At 36.2% G+C, this 22363-nt stretch carries 23 protein-coding genes; 11 read left to right on the forward strand and 12 right to left on the reverse strand.

What is annotated here, in order from left to right:
• On the forward strand, positions 1–975 hold the full coding sequence (locus JNL75_03560) for an SDR family oxidoreductase (GenBank protein MBL7788893.1): 975 nt from the start codon (positions 1–3) through the stop codon (positions 973–975).
• On the opposite strand, the gene JNL75_03565 is transcribed toward JNL75_03560, so the two are convergent.
• The 7 genes from JNL75_03565 to JNL75_03595 form a co-directional block, all read right to left on the reverse strand.
• Positions 944–1822 (reverse strand): hypothetical protein, encoded by an 879-nt coding sequence (locus JNL75_03565; protein MBL7788894.1) that lies wholly within the window; start codon positions 1820–1822, stop codon positions 944–946. The genes JNL75_03560 and JNL75_03565 overlap by 32 nt on opposite strands.
• 550 nt (positions 1823–2372) lie before the next feature.
• Positions 2373–2954, reverse strand: coding sequence for a tRNA-(ms[2]io[6]A)-hydroxylase (locus JNL75_03570; protein MBL7788895.1), 582 nt, complete (start codon positions 2952–2954; stop codon positions 2373–2375).
• Positions 2948–3535 carry a phosphoribosylglycinamide formyltransferase gene (locus JNL75_03575; GenBank protein ID MBL7788896.1) on the reverse strand — a complete coding sequence of 196 codons (588 nt, stop codon included), beginning with the start codon at positions 3533–3535 and terminating at the stop codon, positions 2948–2950. Before JNL75_03575 ends, JNL75_03570 begins: the two co-directional genes overlap by 7 nt.
• On the reverse strand, positions 3532–4167 hold the full coding sequence (locus JNL75_03580) for an MBL fold metallo-hydrolase (protein MBL7788897.1): 636 nt from the start codon (positions 4165–4167) through the stop codon (positions 3532–3534). The genes JNL75_03575 and JNL75_03580 overlap by 4 nt, the downstream gene beginning before the upstream one ends.
• Entirely contained in the window at positions 4164–4493 is a 330-nt protein-coding gene (locus JNL75_03585) for a hypothetical protein (GenBank protein MBL7788898.1), read from the reverse strand. The genes JNL75_03580 and JNL75_03585 overlap by 4 nt, the downstream gene beginning before the upstream one ends.
• A complete protein-coding gene (locus tag JNL75_03590; GenBank protein MBL7788899.1) occupies positions 4483–4689 on the reverse strand; it encodes a hypothetical protein in 207 nt (68 codons plus the stop codon). Before JNL75_03590 ends, JNL75_03585 begins: the two co-directional genes overlap by 11 nt.
• Positions 4690–4729: 40 nt before the next feature.
• A complete protein-coding gene (locus JNL75_03595) occupies positions 4730–5086 on the reverse strand; it encodes a hypothetical protein (GenBank protein MBL7788900.1) in 357 nt (118 codons plus the stop codon).
• Positions 5087–5156: 70 nt separating this feature from the next.
• Here JNL75_03595 and murQ point away from each other — a divergent pair, with 70 nt between their 5' ends.
• The 10 genes from murQ to JNL75_03645 all read left to right on the forward strand — a co-directional run bounded on the left by murQ (position 5157) and on the right by JNL75_03645 (position 16467).
• Positions 5157–5963 carry an N-acetylmuramic acid 6-phosphate etherase gene (murQ, locus tag JNL75_03600; GenBank protein ID MBL7788901.1) on the forward strand — a complete coding sequence of 269 codons (807 nt, stop codon included), beginning with the start codon at positions 5157–5159 and terminating at the stop codon, positions 5961–5963.
• A 977-nt stretch (positions 5964–6940) separates the two neighbouring features.
• Positions 6941–7720, forward strand: coding sequence for a hypothetical protein (locus tag JNL75_03605; GenBank protein ID MBL7788902.1), 780 nt, complete (start codon positions 6941–6943; stop codon positions 7718–7720).
• 90 nt (positions 7721–7810) lie between these two features.
• Complete coding sequence (gene accC, locus JNL75_03610) at positions 7811–9295, forward strand: acetyl-CoA carboxylase biotin carboxylase subunit (protein ID MBL7788903.1); 1485 nt, start codon at positions 7811–7813, stop codon at positions 9293–9295.
• 46 nt (positions 9296–9341) lie between these two features.
• Positions 9342–10793 (forward strand): OmpA family protein, encoded by a 1452-nt coding sequence (locus tag JNL75_03615; GenBank protein ID MBL7788904.1) that lies wholly within the window; start codon positions 9342–9344, stop codon positions 10791–10793.
• A 57-nt stretch (positions 10794–10850) separates the two neighbouring features.
• Positions 10851–12371 (forward strand): hypothetical protein, encoded by a 1521-nt coding sequence (locus JNL75_03620; GenBank protein MBL7788905.1) that lies wholly within the window; start codon positions 10851–10853, stop codon positions 12369–12371.
• A 5-nt stretch (positions 12372–12376) separates the two neighbouring features.
• Positions 12377–13384, forward strand: a complete 1008-nt coding sequence (locus JNL75_03625) for a hypothetical protein (protein ID MBL7788906.1) — start codon at positions 12377–12379, stop codon at positions 13382–13384.
• Complete coding sequence (locus JNL75_03630; GenBank protein ID MBL7788907.1) at positions 13365–14180, forward strand: hypothetical protein; 816 nt, start codon at positions 13365–13367, stop codon at positions 14178–14180. The genes JNL75_03625 and JNL75_03630 overlap by 20 nt, the downstream gene beginning before the upstream one ends.
• Before the next feature lie 119 nt (positions 14181–14299).
• Positions 14300–15808, forward strand: a complete 1509-nt coding sequence (locus JNL75_03635) for a F0F1 ATP synthase subunit beta (protein ID MBL7788908.1) — start codon at positions 14300–14302, stop codon at positions 15806–15808.
• Positions 15809–15894: 86 nt separating this feature from the next.
• On the forward strand, positions 15895–16140 hold the full coding sequence (locus JNL75_03640) for a F0F1 ATP synthase subunit epsilon (protein ID MBL7788909.1): 246 nt from the start codon (positions 15895–15897) through the stop codon (positions 16138–16140).
• A gap of 42 nt (positions 16141–16182) precedes the next feature.
• Positions 16183–16467: a hypothetical protein gene (locus JNL75_03645; protein MBL7788910.1), complete on the forward strand. Its 285-nt coding sequence runs from the start codon at positions 16183–16185 to the stop codon at positions 16465–16467.
• A 63-nt stretch (positions 16468–16530) separates the two neighbouring features.
• Here JNL75_03645 and JNL75_03650 read toward each other — a convergent pair whose 3' ends face one another.
• From JNL75_03650 to JNL75_03670, 5 genes are all read right to left on the reverse strand, one after another.
• Complete coding sequence (locus JNL75_03650; protein MBL7788911.1) at positions 16531–17118, reverse strand: hypothetical protein; 588 nt, start codon at positions 17116–17118, stop codon at positions 16531–16533.
• Positions 17119–17202: 84 nt separating this feature from the next.
• Positions 17203–18885 (reverse strand): hypothetical protein, encoded by a 1683-nt coding sequence (locus tag JNL75_03655; protein ID MBL7788912.1) that lies wholly within the window; start codon positions 18883–18885, stop codon positions 17203–17205.
• Between the two features lie 153 nt (positions 18886–19038).
• Positions 19039–19767 carry a hypothetical protein gene (locus JNL75_03660; GenBank protein ID MBL7788913.1) on the reverse strand — a complete coding sequence of 243 codons (729 nt, stop codon included), beginning with the start codon at positions 19765–19767 and terminating at the stop codon, positions 19039–19041.
• Between the two features lie 238 nt (positions 19768–20005).
• Positions 20006–21340: a hypothetical protein gene (locus tag JNL75_03665; GenBank protein ID MBL7788914.1), complete on the reverse strand. Its 1335-nt coding sequence runs from the start codon at positions 21338–21340 to the stop codon at positions 20006–20008.
• An 11-nt stretch (positions 21341–21351) separates the two neighbouring features.
• Entirely contained in the window at positions 21352–22356 is a 1005-nt protein-coding gene (locus JNL75_03670; GenBank protein MBL7788915.1) for a T9SS type A sorting domain-containing protein, read from the reverse strand.
• Positions 22357–22363 lie beyond the last annotated feature (7 nt).

A 22363-nucleotide genomic window follows, 5' to 3' on the forward strand; every position in this document is an offset into this window, starting at 1 on the left:
ATGAAGGAGCAAATAGCTGGCAAAAAATTTCTAGTTACGGGCGGTGCTGGCTTTATTGGTTCTCATATCGTTCGCTACCTAATAAATAATGGAGCGTTTGTTCGTGTTTTAGATAATCTTCTTACGGGGAGCATGAATAACATTAATGAACATTTAAACTCTAGGAATTTCGAATTTATTCATGGTGATATTGTAGATATAAACACTTGTCAATTAGTATGCGAAGGAATGGACTATGTCTGCCATCAGGCAGCCTTAGGTTCGGTTCCGCGCTCCATACTATACCCAGAAAAAACAAATGAAATCAATGTCTCAGGCTTTGTCAATATGCTAATAGCCGCTAAAGACCATAAGGTAAAGCGCTTTGTTTACGCTAGTAGTTCTTCGGTATATGGCGATGAGTATAGCCTGCCAAAGAAAGAACACATTATAGGCAATCAACTATCTCCTTACGCTGTTACTAAGTATACCAATGAACTGTATGCTGGAGTATTCGCAAATGCCTATGGTCTTTCAACTATTGGATTGCGATACTTTAATATCTTCGGTCCAAATCAAGACCCAAATGGACCTTATGCTGCCGTCATTCCATTATTTATTTCCAGTATACTACAGGACAAAACCATATATATCAATGGAGATGGCAAAACTACACGAGATTTCACTTATGTAGCGAATGCTGTCCATGCAAATATTTGCGCTCTTTTGATAGATAATGAAACTGCATACAACCAAGTATATAATATAGCTTGTGGCAAAAATTATTCACTTTTGGACCTAGTGAACAATTTAGAACAGGTTACTGGTAAAAAAGCTAACATAGAATTCAGAGATTTTCGTCAAGGAGATATCAGAGATTCTCTTGCCGATATTTCTAGAGCCATGCAATTGATAGGGTATCAACCTCAAGTAGATTTTTATTCAGGATTAAAGGAGACGATAGCTAGTTTTTCGGAGAATCAAACCAATTCTTAAAATGACGAGCGGGGGTTACTGTTTGCCTGTTAATCCATAATACTAAAATTGTTAACAAGGCAAGAGCAAAAATCGGCCAATTTCTTAAGACGAAAAACCAAGAATCAACTATTATCTTCCAACCTTTACCCAATTCTAATTTAGTTTGCACTAAAAAGGGCGCTTTATATTCATTAGGTATTTTAGGGTGCTTTATTCCTTCGACTTTCAATTCAGGATTTTGATATATAGATAAGATAATCGCACCATAATTATTGGTATACTCTTCGATAAGTTCATCATAATTCACGTTTGCGCCCCATTTTTGCAAAGAAGTCTCATTGGAATAGCTAATATTTAATCCCTGTAAATATTTGCTAGCAGCATAAATACCAATAAGAGAATCATTCACCTTTGAATACATATAATCGATAAATTCTAAGTTCTTATTAATTTCTATCAATGCTGTATCTATAAAAAAATGAGGTATTCTTAAAACAATAGTATTTGAAGTATAATATTGTTTTACACATAAGCTACTATCTTCTGCTAACTTCGTAACCGTAGATGCTAAGAAATTGTTTTTAAAATGGTCACTAGAGACGTATCCACCATATTTTTGGGTTACTGATGTTAAGTGCGACATACTCGCAAATATATTACTGACCTTAGCTTTATATTCTACCATTCGCACATTACGAACCAAAGTAGAGTCTATCATATTCATGTACAGGACTACCGTGCTGTCATTTCTTTTGACAACCTCCTTTACATACGCCCTATGGACATAGTCCGCTTTATCTGATACTACTGTAGTGCAAGTTATTAAAAATAACAGCGATATAATTCCGACAATCTTTTTCCTCATACCTTTTAGGTAATGCGAATCTAAAAACAAAGCTTTAGATACCAAAACGACTTGTTAACTATTGTATTAAAATTCATACAATTTTGTTAGAAATCTCGGATTCAGCTAGCAATCATCAGCTCTTTTTTAACCCGAATTCAGCCATAGAGGTTTGAAAACCGATTAGTGCTAAATAGGGTTTGCTGAAAAACGCCAAAACAATTGATAGTCATAGTATTGCAAAAAAATTCTAACCAAAAATGTAAATTGTAAAAACAAGTTTACTGGAGTTCGTGCCTAAAGATCATGCAGTTACCGGCAAGAATTTTGGGCTACTCAGAAGCACACCAACTACTTCGCCATCTTCACCTCGCAGTATGTCTATGCAGCTTCGGCTTGATGACTCGTATTTGACGCACTTCTGAGTTTTTCAGCAGACCCTAATAATGAGAGTAATCTCTGACGGAGTCTGATACTCGTCAGAGTCATCAGACCCGACATAGTGTTTGTTTTCAATTTATTGAATTACAAACACTTCGTTGAATTTGCATTTCTAATTCAGATTATGGGGTTAATGCATTCTATCGCCACGAAGGCTCAATTCCTGCATAACCTGTGCTTCGGTATCTAAGAAAAACTTCCAACGCTTATCCGTTTTTTCTTCCCCTAAATAGTGGTATGCAAAATCAAGAAATAACTTGTAATGACCAGCCTCCGATACCATCAATCTTTTATAAAAAGCACGGAGATCTAAATCAGAACATTGCAGAGAGAGTAGCTTAAAGCGCTCGCAACTCCTAGCCTCTATCAAAGCACACATCAGCAATCTGTCGAGTAATATTCCGTCAGGAGAACCATCACTTTTGATACGCTTTTGAAGTTCATTGACGTATTCATCCTTGCGCGCACGCCCAAATTTTAGATTTCGTTTTTTTAATTCATCCAAAACCATTCGAAAGTGCCCCCACTCTTCGTCCACCACTTTCGTTACTTCATCGACTAAATCTTCGAGATGTGGATAATTAATAATCAGCGATATTCCAGAACTAGCCGCTTTCTGTTCACAATAGGCATGGTCTGTAAGAATTTCTTCTATAGACTTATCTACGAGATGGACCCAGCGCGGATCGGTGGGGAGTTTGAGGCCTAGCATAATTTAGTGGAAAGTAGAAGGTCAAAAGTTAAAAGTCTTTCTATGACTTTAGGATAATTCTGAAACTCTAATGTATGTATTTTTTCTTGAATCGATGCTAAATTATCATTCTCTGTTACTACAAACTCTTCTTGGAAAATAATTTCCCCTTTATCAAATTCTTCATTGACATAGTGGATGGTAATGCCATGCTCTTTTTCATTATTTTCCAATACCGCTTTATGAATATGGTCTCCATACATACCTTTGCCACCATACTTTGGCAGCAGAGCAGGATGTATATTGATAATTTTTTTGGGGAAAGCCTGAACGAAACTTGCGGGTATTAAAACTAAAAAACCTGCCAAGACGATTAAATCAACTCCATACAGTTTGGCTAATAAATCTGGAGACTCTAGTGCTTTTTTTTGAATGAGAATTACTTCAACATCTGTGTTTTCAAATCGTCGCAGTACGCCTGCATTGGGATTATTACAAACTATATACTTAATTGAAATATTTGTTCCCAGAAAATAGTTGTAAATATTTTCTGCATTGGTGCCGCTTCCTGAGGCGAAGATTGCGATGACTTTTTGCATCATAAAAAGGGATTATTCTTCATCTCATAGCCAATAGTGGTTTCTTCTCCATGACCTGAATACACTATTGTATCTTTGGGTAGAGTCATCAATTTTGTCTTGATGGACTGAATGAGTGTATCGAAATCTCCACCTGGCAGATCTGTACGTCCTATGCTCATTCTGAAAAGAACATCACCTGCTATGATGAAATTATGTTTCTCACTATAAAAGCTGACACTGCCTGCGCTATGACCTGGAGTGAAAAGTACTTTTAAGGTAGAATTGCCAAAACGAATATCATCACCTTCATTCAACTCTACTTCAATAGGAGGGCTCGGCTCTATAGGCATATTATACATGATTCCAGCTTCAATACTTCGCTGCAAATTATACTCATCTAGCTTATTGGCTTCGAGTTTTAGTGACCAAGTTTCGGCTACGTACTTATTTCCACAGATATGGTCGAGGTGGCAGTGTGTATTGATGAGCTTGACCGGCTTCAACTCATTTTCTTCTATAAAATTTTTGAACTCTAACCTTTCATTATGAAAATAACAACCTGGATCTATGATAATACATTCTTTGCTTTCATCATAGATTACATACATGTTTTCCTGAATAGGATTGAAGGTGAATTTTTTTATCTGCATTATTCTTCTATAAATTCTAATAAGTCTAAGATTTCTTTATCTGACAACGACTCTATCTCTAATTTGTCATAAATAGATAACAAATATAGTTTTCTATCTATAACAGCAATATGGGTAATAATTCTTACTCCTCCTGATTTTCCTTTGTTTTTTGACTTAACGGATAGTCGAAGTTTAAAGCAGTTTTTGCCAAGTGGTTTGCCTTGAAATGGGTCTTGGATTAGCATATCTACTAAGTCTAGAAACTCCTCTTTAAGAGAAGGATATTTTTTTATTAATCTCTTTAGCTGCTTATCAAATGGAGATATTGATAAAACGCTATAACTCATCAATTAGTTGCTTTATAGGCTTTGCCTTTAACTTGCCTTTTTTGACCTTATTCAAGTTGATAACGGCTTCTTTCATTTCTTCCATAAACTTTGATTTTTCGGCAGAAATCAAAGTCGTTTTAACATAAGCTAAATCTTTCAAAACTTCAAGAAGATGGTCAGCCTTATCGTCTTTAATATCTAGAATGAATTTCATCAATTAATATTTAACTATTGAATATAAAAATACAAAAATTCTAATAAATAATAGGTGTAAACAAAAATGAATATTCCTCTTCATTTTCTATAAGCAAAATACAGTATTTGTCATTATTGTTTTTATATTGAAATTTGAAATCATCCAATTTGTCTTCTACAACTATTTTCTTGTGATACAATTCTTCGAGGTGGGTGATAAAAACATTCCACTTTTCTTGGCTTTGACTTTGGTCTATGATTTTTTTACCTAGAATCGTTTGCGAGGGTTTCTGGAAAACAAAGATTGGATAATTAGATATATTTTGATCTACAATCATGGTACGAATTTGCAAAAGTTCTTCGCTTTTGAGTTCTATTACCTTTTCAATACTGAATAAATTGTCACGCTTCGCCAAATCTTTCTTTTTGTGCAAAAATAGAAATAGTGCAAGAAGTGTATTGAAAATCTAGTTATATTTGTAGCATATGCAGCGAACCACCGAATCCGAGTCACATTATCAAGAATTAGAGCAGCAGTCTATGGCGGATATTCTCCATTGGATGAATGAAGAGGATAAAAAAGTGCCTCTAGTCATAGAATCAATTTTGCCAGATATCGAAAAATTCGTAGCTGCAGTGCTACCGAAACTTCAAAATGGTGGTAGAATGTTTTATATGGGTTCGGGTACGAGCGGACGACTGGGTGTGGTCGATGCGTCAGAACTTCCACCTACTTTTGGAGTGGCATTCGAAAAAGTGATTGGCATCATAGCGGGCGGCGACGGAGCTATCCGCAAGGCAGTAGAAGGCGCAGAAGATGATACAGAACAAGGTTGGAGAGATTTAGAGAAATGGAATATCTCTGAGAACGATGTCGTGCTAGGGATAGCTGCCAGTGGTACGACGCCCTACGTTATTGGAGCTATGAAAAAATGTAGAGAGCATAAAATCATGACAGGTTGTATTACCTGCAATGCTGCTGCTCCACTCATAGAACAGGTTGATTTCCCTATAGTAGCGGTGGTAGGTCCTGAATTTATCACAGGTAGTACACGGCTCAAAGCAGGTACGGCACAGAAACTTATCCTCAACATGATATCGACTTCGCTCATGATAAAACTAGGTCATGTCAAAGGAAATAAAATGGTGGATATGCAACTCTCAAATGCGAAGCTAGTAGATAGAGGTACACGAATGATTATGGCAGAAATAGACAAGGACTATGAGTTTTGTAAAGATTTATTATTGAAATATGGAAGTGTGCGAAAGGCGGTGGATAATTATTTGATATGATGATTAGCTGATATGATGATGTGAAAATGATTAATTTGAAAATGGTTCAATTTGAAAATTTGAAAATGAATTTCAGTAGCTAGTATGAAAGTTCTCTATACTTTATTCTCTATCTCCACTCTATTAAAACGACTGAAATTTATTTTTTTTCTGAATTTCAATTAATTGAAACTTAAAAATAATTTATCAGTCAGTTTGATACATTACTTATTGTCCCTTCTTAACCACTTAAATATATTATAAGTCCAAAGAATTACAAAAAAGGGAACAAGTAGAATTAAAAAATAAATATTAAATAAAATACCTATACTGATAATATTAAGAACATCACTTTCAATATTTAGTTTTCTTAATAAATCTGATAATACATTTGCTATTATAATTACTATACAAGCATAATATGAAAAATATAGCAATATTCTATTTTTTGTTTTTAGGTCAATTTTAGGCAAGATAAATTTGTAAAAAATAAATCCGTAGATAATAAAAAAAATCAAAAAAGATACAATATGAAGTAGAACTTCCATAAAATCTAGTGCTTTAACTTTTCAAAAATAGCTCCATCCATTAATTGATTTTCCGCCTTGTCATGTGCTTCCATCTGACATTTTAATTTAAAAGATACAATACAAAATTAGAAACCAACTTTAAAATTACTAAAAATTTTCTGCTAATCTTTTCTCTTTATTTCATAAACCCAAAATTAATCATTAGAAGCCACTGCGTGGCGAACTATAGGATTTAGTTGTCCCGAAGAACCTTCGGGACGATTTAGAATTTGTTTCAAGATTGGTATAATTCTTAATTGACGTCTACATTTTCTAATGCGGAATTTGGGTTTAAGTCAGTATGCTAAAGCGAAAGAATAAGGAGCTATAAGTATAGGTTTTCTAAATTTATCTTGAAAAATGTCATTTTGAGTTAAATTCTAAGTAATGGACGGAATGTGGGTTATCTTTATTAAAATTATAAATCAAATGAGAGCATACATTTTTTCTAGTCTTTTTATAGCTATTATTTTTACCTCTTGCGCTACACCTAGAAAGGTAAATAAATGGGAGGCTAGTTCCAGTAAAACGTTCTTTCTTCAAGGTGTGGAGTATCAAGCTGTCGAGAAGGATAGTGTTTATGCGATCTGTGGTGTGGGTTCTATGGAAAATGATCGTGTATTTCTAGATTTAGAAATTACAAATAAAAAGCAAAATCCAATTTTATTCAATCCAGACAAAATTTATTATCAGTTTAAGTTTAAGGATCAATTAGAAAAAGTAGCAGCATTCAATCCAGAAATAGAAATCTTAAAATCAAAAATTAAGGAAAACGAACTGGAAGCAAGCCGCAAGAATTCTGAAGCTCTTGGAGCTACCTTATTGGTGCTGGGTGCAGCTACAGCTATTGTTTCCGAAGTGGCTGCAGCCACCTCAGAAACGGAAAAAGGATATAATAAAGCGGTAGCAGCCAATATAGCAGGAAATGCAGGAATGCAGTCTGGAGCAGCTCTATTAGAGAGTTCTATCTATCAATCAGCTGAAAAGTCATTCAATGCTAACCAAAGAGTCTACTGGGAGCGAAACTCTTTTCGAAAATCCCATATCAATAGCAATGAATCTATGCGAGGCACTGTTGTTCTACCTATCTATGATATCTCTTCACTTATAAAATTAACTATACCCATTGAGGATTTCCAGTTGGAGCTCAACTTTAACCAAAAGCAATACTCAAGAAAAGATTTGATAGAGTTGGAAAATAATCACTAGTCAATTCGAATCTATAAGAAACAAATCAAGTTAGTTTAAAATAGCCAGCTTAATAAAAACCTTTTATTTTTACCACTGTAATTCATCAAAATGCAAAAAATACTTATTGCTAATCGTGGCGAAATAGCGTTGCGCGTCATGAAGTCAGCCAAAGAAATGGGTATCAAAACGGTAGCTATTTTCTCGGAAGCAGATAGGGAAAGTCCTCATGTGCTCTATGCAAATGAAGCCGTTTGCGTAGGTCCTCCACCGAGTAATCAATCCTATTTATTAGGTGATAAAATAATTGAGATTTGTAAAAAACTAAAGGTGGATAGCGTTCATCCAGGCTATGGTTTTTTGAGCGAAAACGCAGACTTTGCCAGAAAACTTCGAGAAGCTAAAATCACCCTCATAGGTCCAAGCCCAGAAGCCATGGACATTATGGGTGATAAAATTTCATCGAAGCTTGCAGTTAAGAAGTATGGAACGCCCCTGGTTCCGGGAATAGAAGATGCTATTTCAGATGTAGCGGCAGCTAAGAAAGTGGCGGCAGAAATCGGTTATCCAATAATTATCAAGGCTAGTGCAGGTGGTGGAGGTAAAGGCATGCGTATTGTACAAAAAGAAGAAGAATTTGAAGAGCAGATGGAACGCGCTATGAGCGAAGCGCGCAATGCATTTGGAAACGACGCCTGTTTTCTAGAAAAATATGTCACCAATCCACGTCATATTGAGGTTCAGGTTTTAGGCGATCATCATGGAAACTATGTTTATGTATTCGAGCGTGAATGTAGTATTCAGCGTCGTCACCAAAAAGTAGTCGAAGAAGCACCAAGCTGCATTCTTACGCCAGAAATCAGAGAAAAAATTGGAGAAGCTGCAATCAATGCTGCTAAGTCATGTAACTATACCAATGCTGGTACAGTTGAATTTATAGTGGACGATAAATTAAATTTCTATTTCTTAGAAATGAATACGAGACTGCAGGTGGAGCACCCTGTTTCCGAAATGATATCTGGCCTCGATTTAGTCAAGGAACAAATTAAAATAGCTAGAGGCGAAAAACTAGGTTTCAAACAAGAAGATTTAAAAATAAATGGTCATGCTCTAGAGTTAAGAGTGTATGCCGAAGATCCTCAAAACAACTTTCTCCCTGATATAGGTAAATTGGAAGTTTATCAAAAACCCGAAGGATTAGGCATTAGAGTGGACGATGGCTTTAGAGAAGGTATGGACATACCTATTTACTATGACCCCATGATAGCTAAACTAGTTGTTCATAGTAAGGATAGAACAGATGCCATCCAAAAAATGAAACGTGCTATCAAAGACTACAAAATAAGAGGAGTCAAAACGACCTTAGATTTCGGGCTCTTTGTATTGAATCACCCCAATTTTATTAGCGGTGATTTTGATACTGGCTTCGTCGATAAATTTTATAAACCAGAATATCTCAATGGAGTGCTGACTGAGGAGCAAGTAGATGTTGTTGAAAAATTTATTGCTTGTCTACCATCTGAAAGTAATGAGGTAAAAGCTGTGACTACGTCCATAAAACAAAGCAATTGGAAAAAAAATAGAGTTCAAAGATAGAACAAACTATATATTTGTGAAAATATCCTATTAAGATATACTTCTAATGAAGAAGATTTTTATACTTTTTTTTCTAATTTGGGGCAGTTTACACTCTCAGAACAAAATGCAAAAATGGCAATTCAATGCAGGCTGGAGCATTCATAAACTAATGGACCAAGATGTAGGAATGGTTGAAAATCTTACCCAGACGGACAAGTTCAACCTTGGCTTTCCACTCAATTACCTTAGTGTTTCTAGGCATATGTTTGGTGGATTATCCCCTGAAATAAAATTTGCCACGAATTTAGTAGCCAGAGATCCTAAAAAAGAAATAAGTAAGATACTTTTAGCTAATGGTATGTTTAATTTGAAATATTCCTTCGCTAATGGTTATCTGCTAGGGGTTAACTCATTTTTCGAGCCCTACTTAAAAGGTGGTGCAGGAATGACCTATTTAGATGCTCGTGACAACGATAAGTTTTTACCTACCTATAGTTTTGGAGGTGGTTTAGCTTTTTGGTTTAATAATAAGCGGACATTTGGTCTCCAGCTGCAGCAAATGTACCATACCTTGCCAATGTTTACCACTAAACAATCATCCGTAGATTATTTTGAATACTCTGCCTCTTTAGGATATCGATTTGGAATGAAAGATAGAGATAAAGATGGAATACCTGATGATAAAGACGAATGTCCTGATGCTCCGGGTCCAAAGAAATTTAATGGTTGTCCTGACAAAGATGGAGATGGAATACCTGACACTAAAGACCGATGCCCTGATGATGCAGGCTTAGAAGAGTTTGAAGGCTGTCCAGATAGAGATGGAGATAAGGTTCCTGATATTGATGATAAATGTCCTGATACACCAGGTTTGATTATCTTCCAAGGTTGCCCTGATTTTGATAAAGACAGTATCCCTGATTATCAAGATTCATGTCCTAAAATAAAAGGCATCAAGAAGTTTAATGGTTGTCCTGACCGAGATAATGATGGAATACAAGATAGATTTGACAAATGTCCTGATACTCCAGGTATTGTTAAATTCCAGGGATGCCCTGACCGAGATAATGATAGTGTTCCAGACTATATGGATGATTGTCCTGATACTCCAGGTCTGGTGAAGTTTAAAGGCTGCCCTGATCCGAATGAAAAACAAAAACAAGCCCTTGACTCTACGATTTCATTCAAGGCTCAGTCTATCTTCTTTGAAACTGCTAAGTTTAAAATTCTACCGAAGTCTTACAAAATTTTAGATGAGATTGTAGAAATAATAAAAGCAAATCCCGAAATGATCTTCTTAATTGAAGGACATACAGATATACGGGGTGGAGAATTATATAACCTCGAACTATCCAAAAACAGGGCAAATTCAGTAGCAGAATACCTTGTTTCAAAAGGGGTAGCCCGCGTGTATCTGGAAGCAGTAGGTTTCGGCATGAAATACCCAATAGCTGATAATCGAACGGAATCTGGACGCGCTAAAAACAGAAGGGTCGACATTACAGTCAAACGATAAATAATTTCTTTTTAAATTTGAGGCGCTTAATCATAAGATTAAGCGCTTTTTTAATTGGTGAATAAGTACATTTTTTTTATATATGTTTTAGCACTTGCGTTTCCCTTAGATGCTCAGCTAGATTTTTCTGACAGAAAAGGAAGTATTAACGTAGAGCGATTTGCTACCATACATAGAGACCGACATATCATAGGATATGTAGCTTCCGTAAACAATGAACATAAAAAAACCACGAGCAAAGTCATATCTATACTAGATACCAAGGCAGACTTGATATTTCAACTTGAATTTATCAATAGTGCTAATTATTACCTAATTGAAACTGCTTTTAATGGCAGTAGCTATGCTTTTCTATTTCTCGACGTCTCAAAAAGGCATTTAAGTTTGCAAGTGTATAGCTTGAAAGGTGTGCTATTGAGAGAAATTACAAAATCACTCACGCCACCAGATATAGAGTATTTTTTAGCGCATGTAACACACAATAATAATTACACTGGATACAATCAGTTTGTTCAGGAAATAGGCGAACATGGATTTTTACTTATCCATCATTCCGTGGAACAAAATCTTAACACCTGCCAAATTTTTAAGATATCTCCAGATAGCAGTCAAGACAAGTTTTATACTTTTATGACAGAAAGCCCTATTTATGAAACAAACTATTTAGGGAAAAGTAAAAATCAGATTTATTTCTCATTTGAAATTGATGGTTCAAAAAAGGGAACCTTTTTTACAGAATGTATTGCCTTAAATATAGCTAACTTCAATAGTGTATTTGAAATAAAACAAATGAAAGATCAAGATTATTTTTTCTTTCCAAAGATGGCACTGACAACGGATACTTCAGATCAAATTAAACTAGTAGGATATTTCTTCGAGGCTGAAAAAAATATGGAAAGAGAATTCTATGATGGGTTTGCATTTTGGAATCTTGACCCGAAAGGAGATTTTAAAAACGAAAAATATCTATCCTTTCAGAAAGATATATCTGATCTAAAATTTAAAAAAGATAATCAAGGTAAAAATTTAGGCTATCTTTTTCTACAAAATATTTTTACAGATGGACATGGTTCTATATATCTAGTGAGTGAAGGTTACCAAAAAGTAGCTCAAAGTGCTGCAATAGGGGTAAGCGTAATGGGCATGGGCAATGTCTATGATTATACCAGAGTCAAAACCTATGACTTAGCTTTATCAAAATTTGATAGTGATTTTGCATATCAAGGTTCTCAGATAATTGAAAAACCTGGTAATGCCATTCAACTCTCTTATCATTTCAATCAGCCGATATTTGAAATAGGTAAAATCTATAATCGTTATGGTCTTTTTGACTACCTAGGCACAGAGGTCAGAGAAGACAGATTTGAAATCTATTTTAAAAATTTCCGACTGGAAGCCATAAGTGGCGGTAAGTTTAAGATTGGCAGATTTACAAAAAACAAGAATGGCACTTTAGACTTTAATAATGTAGAGAAATTGCCCAATACAAGTGAGACCTATATTCTACCAAATGTCAATGGCAGAGTACTGTTTGCTGAAAAAATAAAAAAGACTATCTATTTTGATTTTAAGAACTAATGAATATGAAAAGCGTCCAATATGAAGCTCCATCTAACATAGCACTGGTCAAATACTGGGGGAAATATGGCAATCAACTACCTAGAAACGCCTCTGTGAGTTTTACCTTGTCTAATTGTAAATCAATATTTGAGGTAAAATTATTCGATAAATGCGCTAAGGAAATAGAAGTAGATATCAATTTTGAAGGGAAAAACAATCCAAAATTTGCAGAAAAAATAGTGAAATTTTTTGGCAAAATAGCTGCTGAGTATCCCATAGTAGAGCAATACAAATTTGAAATTAAGAGCTCAAACACCTTTCCTCATTCTAGTGGCATAGCGTCGAGTGCATCATCTATGGCTGCGCTGGCTATGTGTCTCGAAGAATTGCAGTACGGCATGGCAGATATACAACGAGCATCGCATACTGCTAGAATAGGCAGTGGCAGCGCTTCGCGCTCAGTTATCCCCAAATTAGGTTGGTGGGGAGCGCATAATGCCCAGCCATTAAGTTCCAATGAATATGCTATACCGGTATGGGAGGAAACTGATGATGTCTTCCATGATTTTCAAAATGCGATACTCATAGCATCTTCTGGCGAAAAATCTGTCAGTAGTTCCCTTGGACATGAATTAATGCAGAATCACATCTACGGGGATATTCGCTTTCAAAATGCTAATCAAAATATAATAGAACTGTATGGTGCTATGCGAGAAGGAGATATCGAAAAATGGGGTGAAATTGTAGAATATGAGGCTCTTTCTTTGCACGCCTTGATGATGATGTCTCGTCCTTCATTTATTCTCATGAAACCAAACACGATTACTATGATAGAAAAAATTCGAGCATATAGAGCTGCAGTTAAATTGCCAATATACTTCACCTTAGACGCTGGACCTAATATTCACCTTCTTTATCCGAAAAATATTCAAAAAGAGGTGGGGGAGTTTATAGCCAATGAAATGGTAGCACTCTGCGAGAATAGTGTTTGGATTCCTGATTTTGTAGGCAATGGACCACAAAAACTTTAGAAGTTTTTCGTCAAAAATTTTACTTTTTGGTGAATACCTCGTATTACAAGGTGGGCAATCCCTGTCTTTTCCGTATGCAACTTATTCTCTTAAACGCAGTCCAGAATTTTCTCATAAAAATCGATTTTTTTTTCACAAACTGGTAAAGTATATTGAGCAAAATGACAACCTAAAAACAAAGATAAATCCAGAATTTAAGATTCAAGTAAATCAGGGTCTTCACTTTGACAGTAATATTCCCGTAGGTTATGGATTGGGAAGTTCGGGCGCCTTGGTGGCAGCTATCTACGATAGTTTTATAGATGACAAGGCTACTGAGTATACAGAATTAAAAAAAGATTTAGCAGAGTTAGAATCCTTTTTTCATGATAAAAGTAGCGGAATTGACCCACTCACATCTTTTCTCGATAAACCTATACTCTTTGACCAAAATGGTATAAAAGTCATTCCAATACTTCGTTTGGGGAAATTTAACTTAATTGACAGCGGAAAAAAAAGAAGTGCCCGAGAAGCTATTCAACATTTCAATAAATTATCAAAAGATACTAATTTCAGACTAAGTTTGTCCGAATTAACTGAAATATCGAATGAAATGGTGAATAAGTATGTGAAAGGTGAAGATATTTTACTTGAAATGAAATCTTATTCAGAAAAACAATTCGCTGCTTTCAAAGACTTTATCCCATTGAACATGCAACATGAGTGGCAAATGGGACTGGAGTCTGGAGATTACTGCATGAAACTCTGCGGAGCAGGTATGGGCGGTATGTTTCTGAAATTCAATGTTCTAGCCTAGGGCTTCAACATTTTGAATAAATTTTTACTAAATTCCTTATTATCTATTCCTTATTCGTTTGAAATTCCTTACTTTTGCACTCTCAAAAATCAAATCAAACTCAATTTAAATAAATAATCATGTCAAATAACGGTAAGATTCAGCAGGTTATCGGTCCGGTAGTAGACGTTTACTTCGGTGAAGGTGCAGCACTACCAAAAATTCTGAACGCTTTGGAAATCAACAAAGGTAATGGTCAGAAAACTATCTTGGAAGTTCAGCAGCATTTAGGTGATAATAAAGTTCGCACCATAGCTATGGACTCTACCGATGGACTCACAAGAGGAATGGAAGTAGCCGATACCGGTGCTCCTATCACCATGCCTACCGGAAATGCTATCAGAGGTCGTCTATTCAACGTAATGGGCGAGGCTATCGATGGCATTCAGCGTGATTTGACTAAGGAAGGTGGATATCCTATCCATAATCAACCGCCGAAATACGAAGATTTATCGACTTCTACCGACGTTCTTTTTACAGGTATCAAAGTTATTGACTTGATTGAGCCTTATGCAAAAGGTGGTAAAATTGGACTTTTTGGTGGAGCAGGGGTAGGTAAGACCGTATTGATTATGGAATTGATCAATAACATAGCGAAGGCATACGATGGTATGTCTGTATTCGCAGGTGTGGGAGAGCGAACAAGAGAAGGAAATGACCTATTGAGAGAGATGATTGAATCAAACGTTATCAAATACGGTGATGAATTCAAACATGTCATGGAAGAAGGCGGTTGGGATTTATCTAAAGTGGATTTAAAAGCATTAGAAACTTCACAAGCTACCTTGGTATTCGGTCAGATGAATGAGCCTCCTGGAGCGAGAGCGAGAGTAGCTCTTTCAGGTTTGACTATGGCAGAATATTTCCGTGATGGAGGTCCTGATGCAGACAAAGGTGGAAAGGATATTCTTTTCTTCGTAGATAATATCTTTAGATTTACCCAAGCAGGTTCTGAAGTATCGGCACTACTAGGTCGTATGCCTTCAGCGGTAGGTTATCAGCCAACACTTGCTACGGAGATGGGTATCATGCAAGAGCGTATTACTTCAACAAAGAAAGGGTCTATCACATCGGTACAAGCGGTTTATGTACCTGCAGATGACTTGACCGACCCAGCTCCAGCTACTACCTTTGCGCACTTAGATGCTACTACGGTACTTTCTAGAAAGATAGCTGAGCTAGGTATCTATCCAGCGGTAGATCCATTGGATTCTACTTCTAGAATTTTGAGTCCTACAGTAGTAGGTGAGGCACACTATACCTGTGCTCAAAGAGTAAAAGAATTATTACAGAGATATAAAGAACTTCAAGATATTATCGCCATCCTTGGTATGGATGAATTGTCTGAAGAGGATAAATTGGTGGTGCATAGAGCGAGAAGAGTGCAGCGTTTCTTATCTCAACCATTCCACGTAGCAGAGCAGTTTACAGGCTTGAAAGGGGTACTTGTGCCTATCGAAGAGACTATAAAAGGCTTTAATATGATCATGGCAGGAGAAGTAGATCAGTATCCAGAGGCAGCATTTAACCTTGTAGGTACTATCGAAGAAGCTATCGAGAAAGGTAAAAAATTAATGGCGCAAGCTTAAGAGATGTTAGATATTAGAAGTAAGAATTTAGAACTCTTTCTTAATTTTCTAATATCTAATTTCTAACTTCTAATTTCTTATAATATATGACACTCAACATTATCACTCCCGAAAAGACACTTTATAGTTCTGAAAATGCTAGTTCGGTGATATGTCCTGGCATGGATGGTGCTTTTCAGCTTTTGAACAACCACTCTGCATTGGTCTCAGCCTTAAAAAAAGGCAAGGTGATCGTAGCTGATAGTGAAAATAAAGCCTTAGAATTTCCAATAGTCTCTGGTTTAGTAGAATGTTCAAAAAATGTGGTGAACATATTAGTAGAAGAGAATTAAAAACTTTATTTTTGGACAAAATTAGTGGTAAGCTACTAATTTATGTTGTATTTCGACGACCCACTTCGGTGGGTCGTTTTTTTTACTCATGATGGGTCATCTACTCGTCATCATGGATCATCTGCTCGTCATGACGCCTCATCTACTCCTCATCATTGGTCATCTGCTCGTCATCACGACTCATCTATTCGTCTTGCTAAGTCTACTCCTCGTCATCGCGCTTCATCTATGCACACTGGCGGTTCATTTTTTCGTCATCATGCGTCATCTATACTTCATTGTGGGTCAACTATTCACCTTGTCGGCTCATCTGATAGTCATCATTAATTATCTATTCAATATGATACTTCTCTAATCAATGAACTTAAATACTTAACTATAAACCTAATTCTAAGAATACCAGAAAGCAAACATATCGCTAACGCTATGGTATGGATGTTTTCCGATTTTCTGATTTACAATTTTGAGCAAATCAAAAGGGTCAGCGTAGGAGATATTTCTATCTCTAATTCTCATCCAATACTTAGTATCATCTTTCATTAAATCTACGCTAAAATTCTCTTGACCTCTACCACTGCTTGAATTGACCGCTCTATCTATATGTATTAAACGAATATACTGGTAGTTCCATATTTTCGCTAGCCGTCTATTAAATAAATGATCAACTACTAATCTATATGAGTTTTCTATGGTACTAAAATAATCAAAATAACATTTTCGGTAGCCTTTAAAATCTGGAGTAACCCATACTTGCTTTGCCTGATGGATATTATCACCATGCTCTAAGCATTGTAATTTAGCACTAGGCTTATTATCATAAGGCAACCAGTCAACTATTAAAGCCTTCTTATCACTCCCATCAATAAATGTATAATTCCCTATATGGTTGGTGATTGAAGATAAATCTTTGGCAGCTATAGGGGTCAATAGTGACAATGGCAAATTATGATTAGGACTATTTATATCTATTACTGGCATATAAATTTAATGAGAACCTCTCTGTCGATGTCTATATTCATATTCTGTTTGCGTAAAGTGATATAAAGCAAATTATAAATATCGCTACGACCTCTCCACTTTTCCATTAACTTTTAGTTGTATGACCTCTATGCTTTCTAGGCCTTCATTGTCAACTACTTTGACTGCTATACTATATTTTCCTGCCTTGAATTTTTGTGTGTGCTGACCAATTTTATCTAACAGTATATCCGCACTAAATTTATCGTCTTTGTAGTCAAAATCCCACATATAAAATTCGATACCCGCTTCGCTTTCACCCTTAGCAATAAACTCAATTTCTCGAAATCCTTTATCGTCTGTGACCAAATCTCTAATCTCTACTGATAGTTTTGGTTTTTTAGCAATAGGGATAATATCTTCTACAGTAACCAATTTGATAATAATATTTTCTTCATTTTTTAATCGAGCGACTTCCTGAACTGCGCCTTTGCCGAACGAGAAAGCGATAATGAAACCGACAGGTTTCTTTTCAGCTTTGTTTTTATCGTATAGGTTTTTGTCATATCTCTTTACTGCCGATAAAAAATTATCAACTACATTGCGCCCAATATTATCGCTGCGCTTGACCTGAATAGGTGTGTTCTCTCGTGTCTTGCCATCAAGACCAAAATCCCCTCGCTGCTTTGTATTATTAGTACCTCCAAACTGAACTACTATAAAACTCTCGAACTCAAAAGCATCTGTGTATCTGAGTGTATCATAGTCATATTTATGCAACTGGGTAATAAATGGCTTTGAAAATAAATCTTGCCGATTCTGCATACGAGCCTCAGTGACCTTGATAGCTGCTACAGACTGGTCAATGCCTATCCATCTTCGATTTAGCTTATCAGCAACTGCTACAGTAGTACCACCCCCTACAAATGGGTCAAGAATTGTATCTTCTTCATTACTTGCCATTTCAATTATTCTATGCAATAATGCTTCTGGTTTTTGAGTAGGGTAGCCAATCCTTTCGTTAGACTTAGAGGAAATAACTGATATGTCAGTCCAAATATTTCCTACTATGACCCCCTTCATTTCATCGAGATATTTTTTGAAACGAATTCTACCAGAAACGTCTTTTGGAAAAATAAGCAACCCTTGTTCATCAAGTTCTTTCATCCTTTCAAATGAAACAGCCCATCCATTTGGATGTGGCTTATATCCTTTGTATTCATAGGTGAGATTTGGTCTTGGATTTGGACTTCGACTATCGACTGATTGAAATCTTCTACCTTTCTCGTCCGTATATTTATAAACTTGATTAATATATTCTTCAGAATAATCAGCAAACTGTGGAATATAAATATTCCTATTGGTTTTTGAATAGTACCATATTGTATCTGATAGAACTGCAAGTTTCTTTTTAGCATCATTATGCGCATTAGTTCTCTGCCAAATAATTTCTCCCTTCAAATTACTTTCTCCAAAAATTTTATCAAGAATTTGAACTCTTATGTAAGAATTTGCATGCCAATCGCAATGCAGAAAAATACTGCCCGTAGGTTTTAGTATGCGGTGCATTTCTATGACTCGTTCTTTGAGCCAAGAAATATAATGGTCTATACCTCCTGAAAATCTATCTTCAAAACTACGCACCTCTCCGCTATCTCCCCAGATAACTTCATAGGTTCTATTGCTAAAAAATGGTGGGTCTAGATAGATTAAATCTACAGATTCACTCTCCAAAGTTTTTAGAATCTCTAAATTATCTCCTAATATAAGTTTATTGATTGCTTGCATGTATAATATTGAAGATTAAATGATATTAAATTAATCCGTCCGATATGACTTAGCAAAAATAATCAAAATAATTAAGTTAGATTTTTTCATTGATTATAAAAAAAATGCCACCGTTTTTCAACGATGGCACTGGAAATATTCTATCACTTATAACTACTTCAGATTTCTGAAGGGTAGTCCTTTGACTTGGGCGTATTCGTCGCTGGTAGCTCCGAATATGGATTTGATATACTTCTTGACACCTAGAGCTATGGGTACAAGTCCTTTTTCATCTGCATAGAGAGTCTTATTGCGCGCAATAATAGCATTGCTATAGTCTGCATAGGCAGCCGATACGGCATTATTGGTGGTGATAAGCAGAGACTTTTTTGTATTGAGGGATGAGATTTTGAGGTCGGCTTCATTGGGATTATAGCTAGGCTCTGAGCTTAGTACTTCAATAAGCCCAGTAAAGTGCTGTATCAACTGGTCTCGAGATACCTGTGAGACACTAATGGTAGTGGGTACTGGTGCATTGGGGTCAGTAGGAGTCTCTACGGCAGTGGCTCTAGAGCCTTGTATTTTTTTGTTGTAGCCTTTGGCATCGTCTATCAATGCCTTGGGTGCAGAGGTGGCTGAGAGTGCATTGACGAGTCTGGTAGAGAGTGCTCGCAGGTCTTTGAAAGCTGCGATGCGGTCGTTAATAGCGTTATTAAAAGCAGTGCGCTTGGCGGTAACTAGATTGATTGCTGCATCTGCATTAGTCTCTAAGGCTTGAAGTTCTGAGACCTTATATTCGGTTCTAGTAGGATTGTAAGCTCCCCCATATCCGAGACAAAAGTCTATGAGTTCATGCAAATAAGCAACATTTTTTGGGTGTCCGATTTCTGATTTTGATGTCATAACTATAAAATTTAGATTGTTAACATCTAGATAACGGAGCGAGTAAAAAAATATTGATTAAGGCAATTTTCTTTTTATATTTGCATCAGGTTTTCATAGTATCGTCAACAATGACGAGATTATGTTAGTTTTGTTTTCATAGTATTTTGGAGTTCGGTTCCCCCTACCGAACTCCTTTTTTTTTGCATAAAAAAAGCCTAGCTGCGAGGCTAGGCTGTGTATAATACATACCTATTTTTTATGGCTTAGGGCAGGTATTAATGATTTCAAACTCTCCACCTGCTAAGACTTCAAATCCCCCAAAAATCTCTGTAGTTTGTGACGCTATCACTTTACGATTAGTCCCTCCTAACACTCTGAGATTAGGCGAACATAGTCTATTGAGATTGACTCTTCTGCCATAGTGGGCTATTCTATTCGCTATCCAAGAGCAGTAGTTGCGATCTATTCTTTGCTCACTTTCTACCAACCATCGGCTTGCATTGCCTTGTATGATGTTTCCATTATGGGTATACGTGCCCGTAAAGGTTAGAAAATAATGCATAAGTTCGATCTGCATAGGGCTCATTGCATGATTATGGTCATAATCCATAGTATTATTTGACCACCATGTAGGGTGTAATGTTCTTAATGAATCATTACGCTCCCCAGGATGAATAGGTGCTAATAGGGTATCTGTCATATACCATGCCGATGGTGTTTCATTATTAGGAATTCCATCATCACATGTTGTATCTATATTGGTAGCTCCAAAAATTCTGATAGTAGGGCATAATGGACCATTATTATAACGGACGGTATGACTGAGCGATAGCGAATGCCCAAGTTCATGCTCCCAAGTTTTAATTTCTCCATCCCAGAACCAATCTCTCGGATGGTTTTTATTGATACCAGAAGAAGCAAAAAATGAAAAATACTTCGCATAGCTACCCATTTTAACAATAGGGCCTCCCCAGCCGCCACCGCCATAAGTATTTTTAAAAACCCATACGCCAGGTGAAGGATTCTCAGGAAATATACCAACCCCATGTATAAACACATGAACGACACTATCTATAGGACCTAGTCTCTGAGCGGCTAGATCTGTTTCTGTTGGCTGCCTTTCTAGCCAACCTCCAGCACCATCCGATGCGGTATCCATCTCGCGATTTATTCTGGAATTTCGAATATAATAAATACCCTCGATGACGAACTGAATATCTTTGTGATTGACTGGGATATTATTGTTCGGAGGGATTCGCAGTTTGACATTTAAGTTATACCTATGATTGACCTCTCGCACCATATCATAGGCAAAGTCCTTACCAGAATAACTATTCCCTAATCCATCTCCCTGTGCATTAAAGTTCTTAAGTCCATTATCATCTTGCATAAAATAAATATTGAGCCTAACTATTTTTTTGTCACACTCTGTACCTGATTTTAATCGAGGGTACTCTCGCATCTGATTAAGCAGATGCTGCCGAAAAAAGCGGAAACCAGGAGGATGAACCTCTCTACAGGTATTCTGAGCATCTAGAATAATTAGGCAAGTGAAAAAACTTGCAGCCATTGATATTAATTTTTTATGCATAATCTTTTTATTTAATTTTTAACGAATTTTTGACGACCTAGAACTTCTGATTTATTCTGAATACATATATAATAGGTACTAGGAGGTAAGTGAGAAATATCTAGACTCGCAGATTGATGAAATTTGTCAGAGGAAATATATTTCCCCTGGCTATCATAGATAATATAGAGCAATTCTTCCGAATTATCCGATTGTACAAACAACTGATCTTTGGCAGGATTAGGATAGATTTTCAAACCTGGTCTATCTGAACCCTGTATAGACATATAAGCATTTCTCAGCCAGCAGAAACCAGAATAAAATATGTAGCTTCCTAGATTCGGATCATAATAACAATCAAAATGCTGAGGCGATACTCTTGGTTGATTAAAATTTGGATTGTTACATCGACATGTAGCATTATGAACCAAATACTTATGATAATTGAAATTGTTAGACCTGATTAAATATGAGAATGTTATTGCCTTGTATGGCATGAATTCAGCTAATGTATCTTTCGACACATATTTTCCCCAACTAAAGTATGAGGCATTGCTTGAATATATCTTCATTTTATATTTTGCTGAAGTACCGAAACCATTCATAATTTTATAATAAACAGTATCTAATCTGACCCAGACGGTATCATTGGGGTCACAGCTTCTATATGGATAAATGGTATCACCCACCAATTCTCTATCCACATAGTAGACTTCTTTTTTTTCCTTGCGGCAATATTCAAAAACAGTATCTCCGACTGTAGATATAAAATAACTGCCCAATAAGACCTCGGATCGATTTTCAAAAGTGGGTCTTACCTGAAGGTCGAAGACATCAAACACCTTGTACCTATGATTGCGAACAGTTGTATCTCTTTCATGCGCTATTCTCACACAAAAATACTCGCCACCGATAGTCTGGTCACAATACAACCAATTAGCGCCTATAGGTGCCCATTCTTTAAATTCTTGCTGAGCGACAGTAGAACTATTGATACCAATGAAACTTATTAGAAATAATAATCTTAGATTCTTCATATTTATT

Source organism: Chitinophagales bacterium, from assembly GCA_016787225.1.
Classification (GTDB): Bacteria; Bacteroidota; Bacteroidia; order Chitinophagales; family JADJOU01; genus CHPMRC01.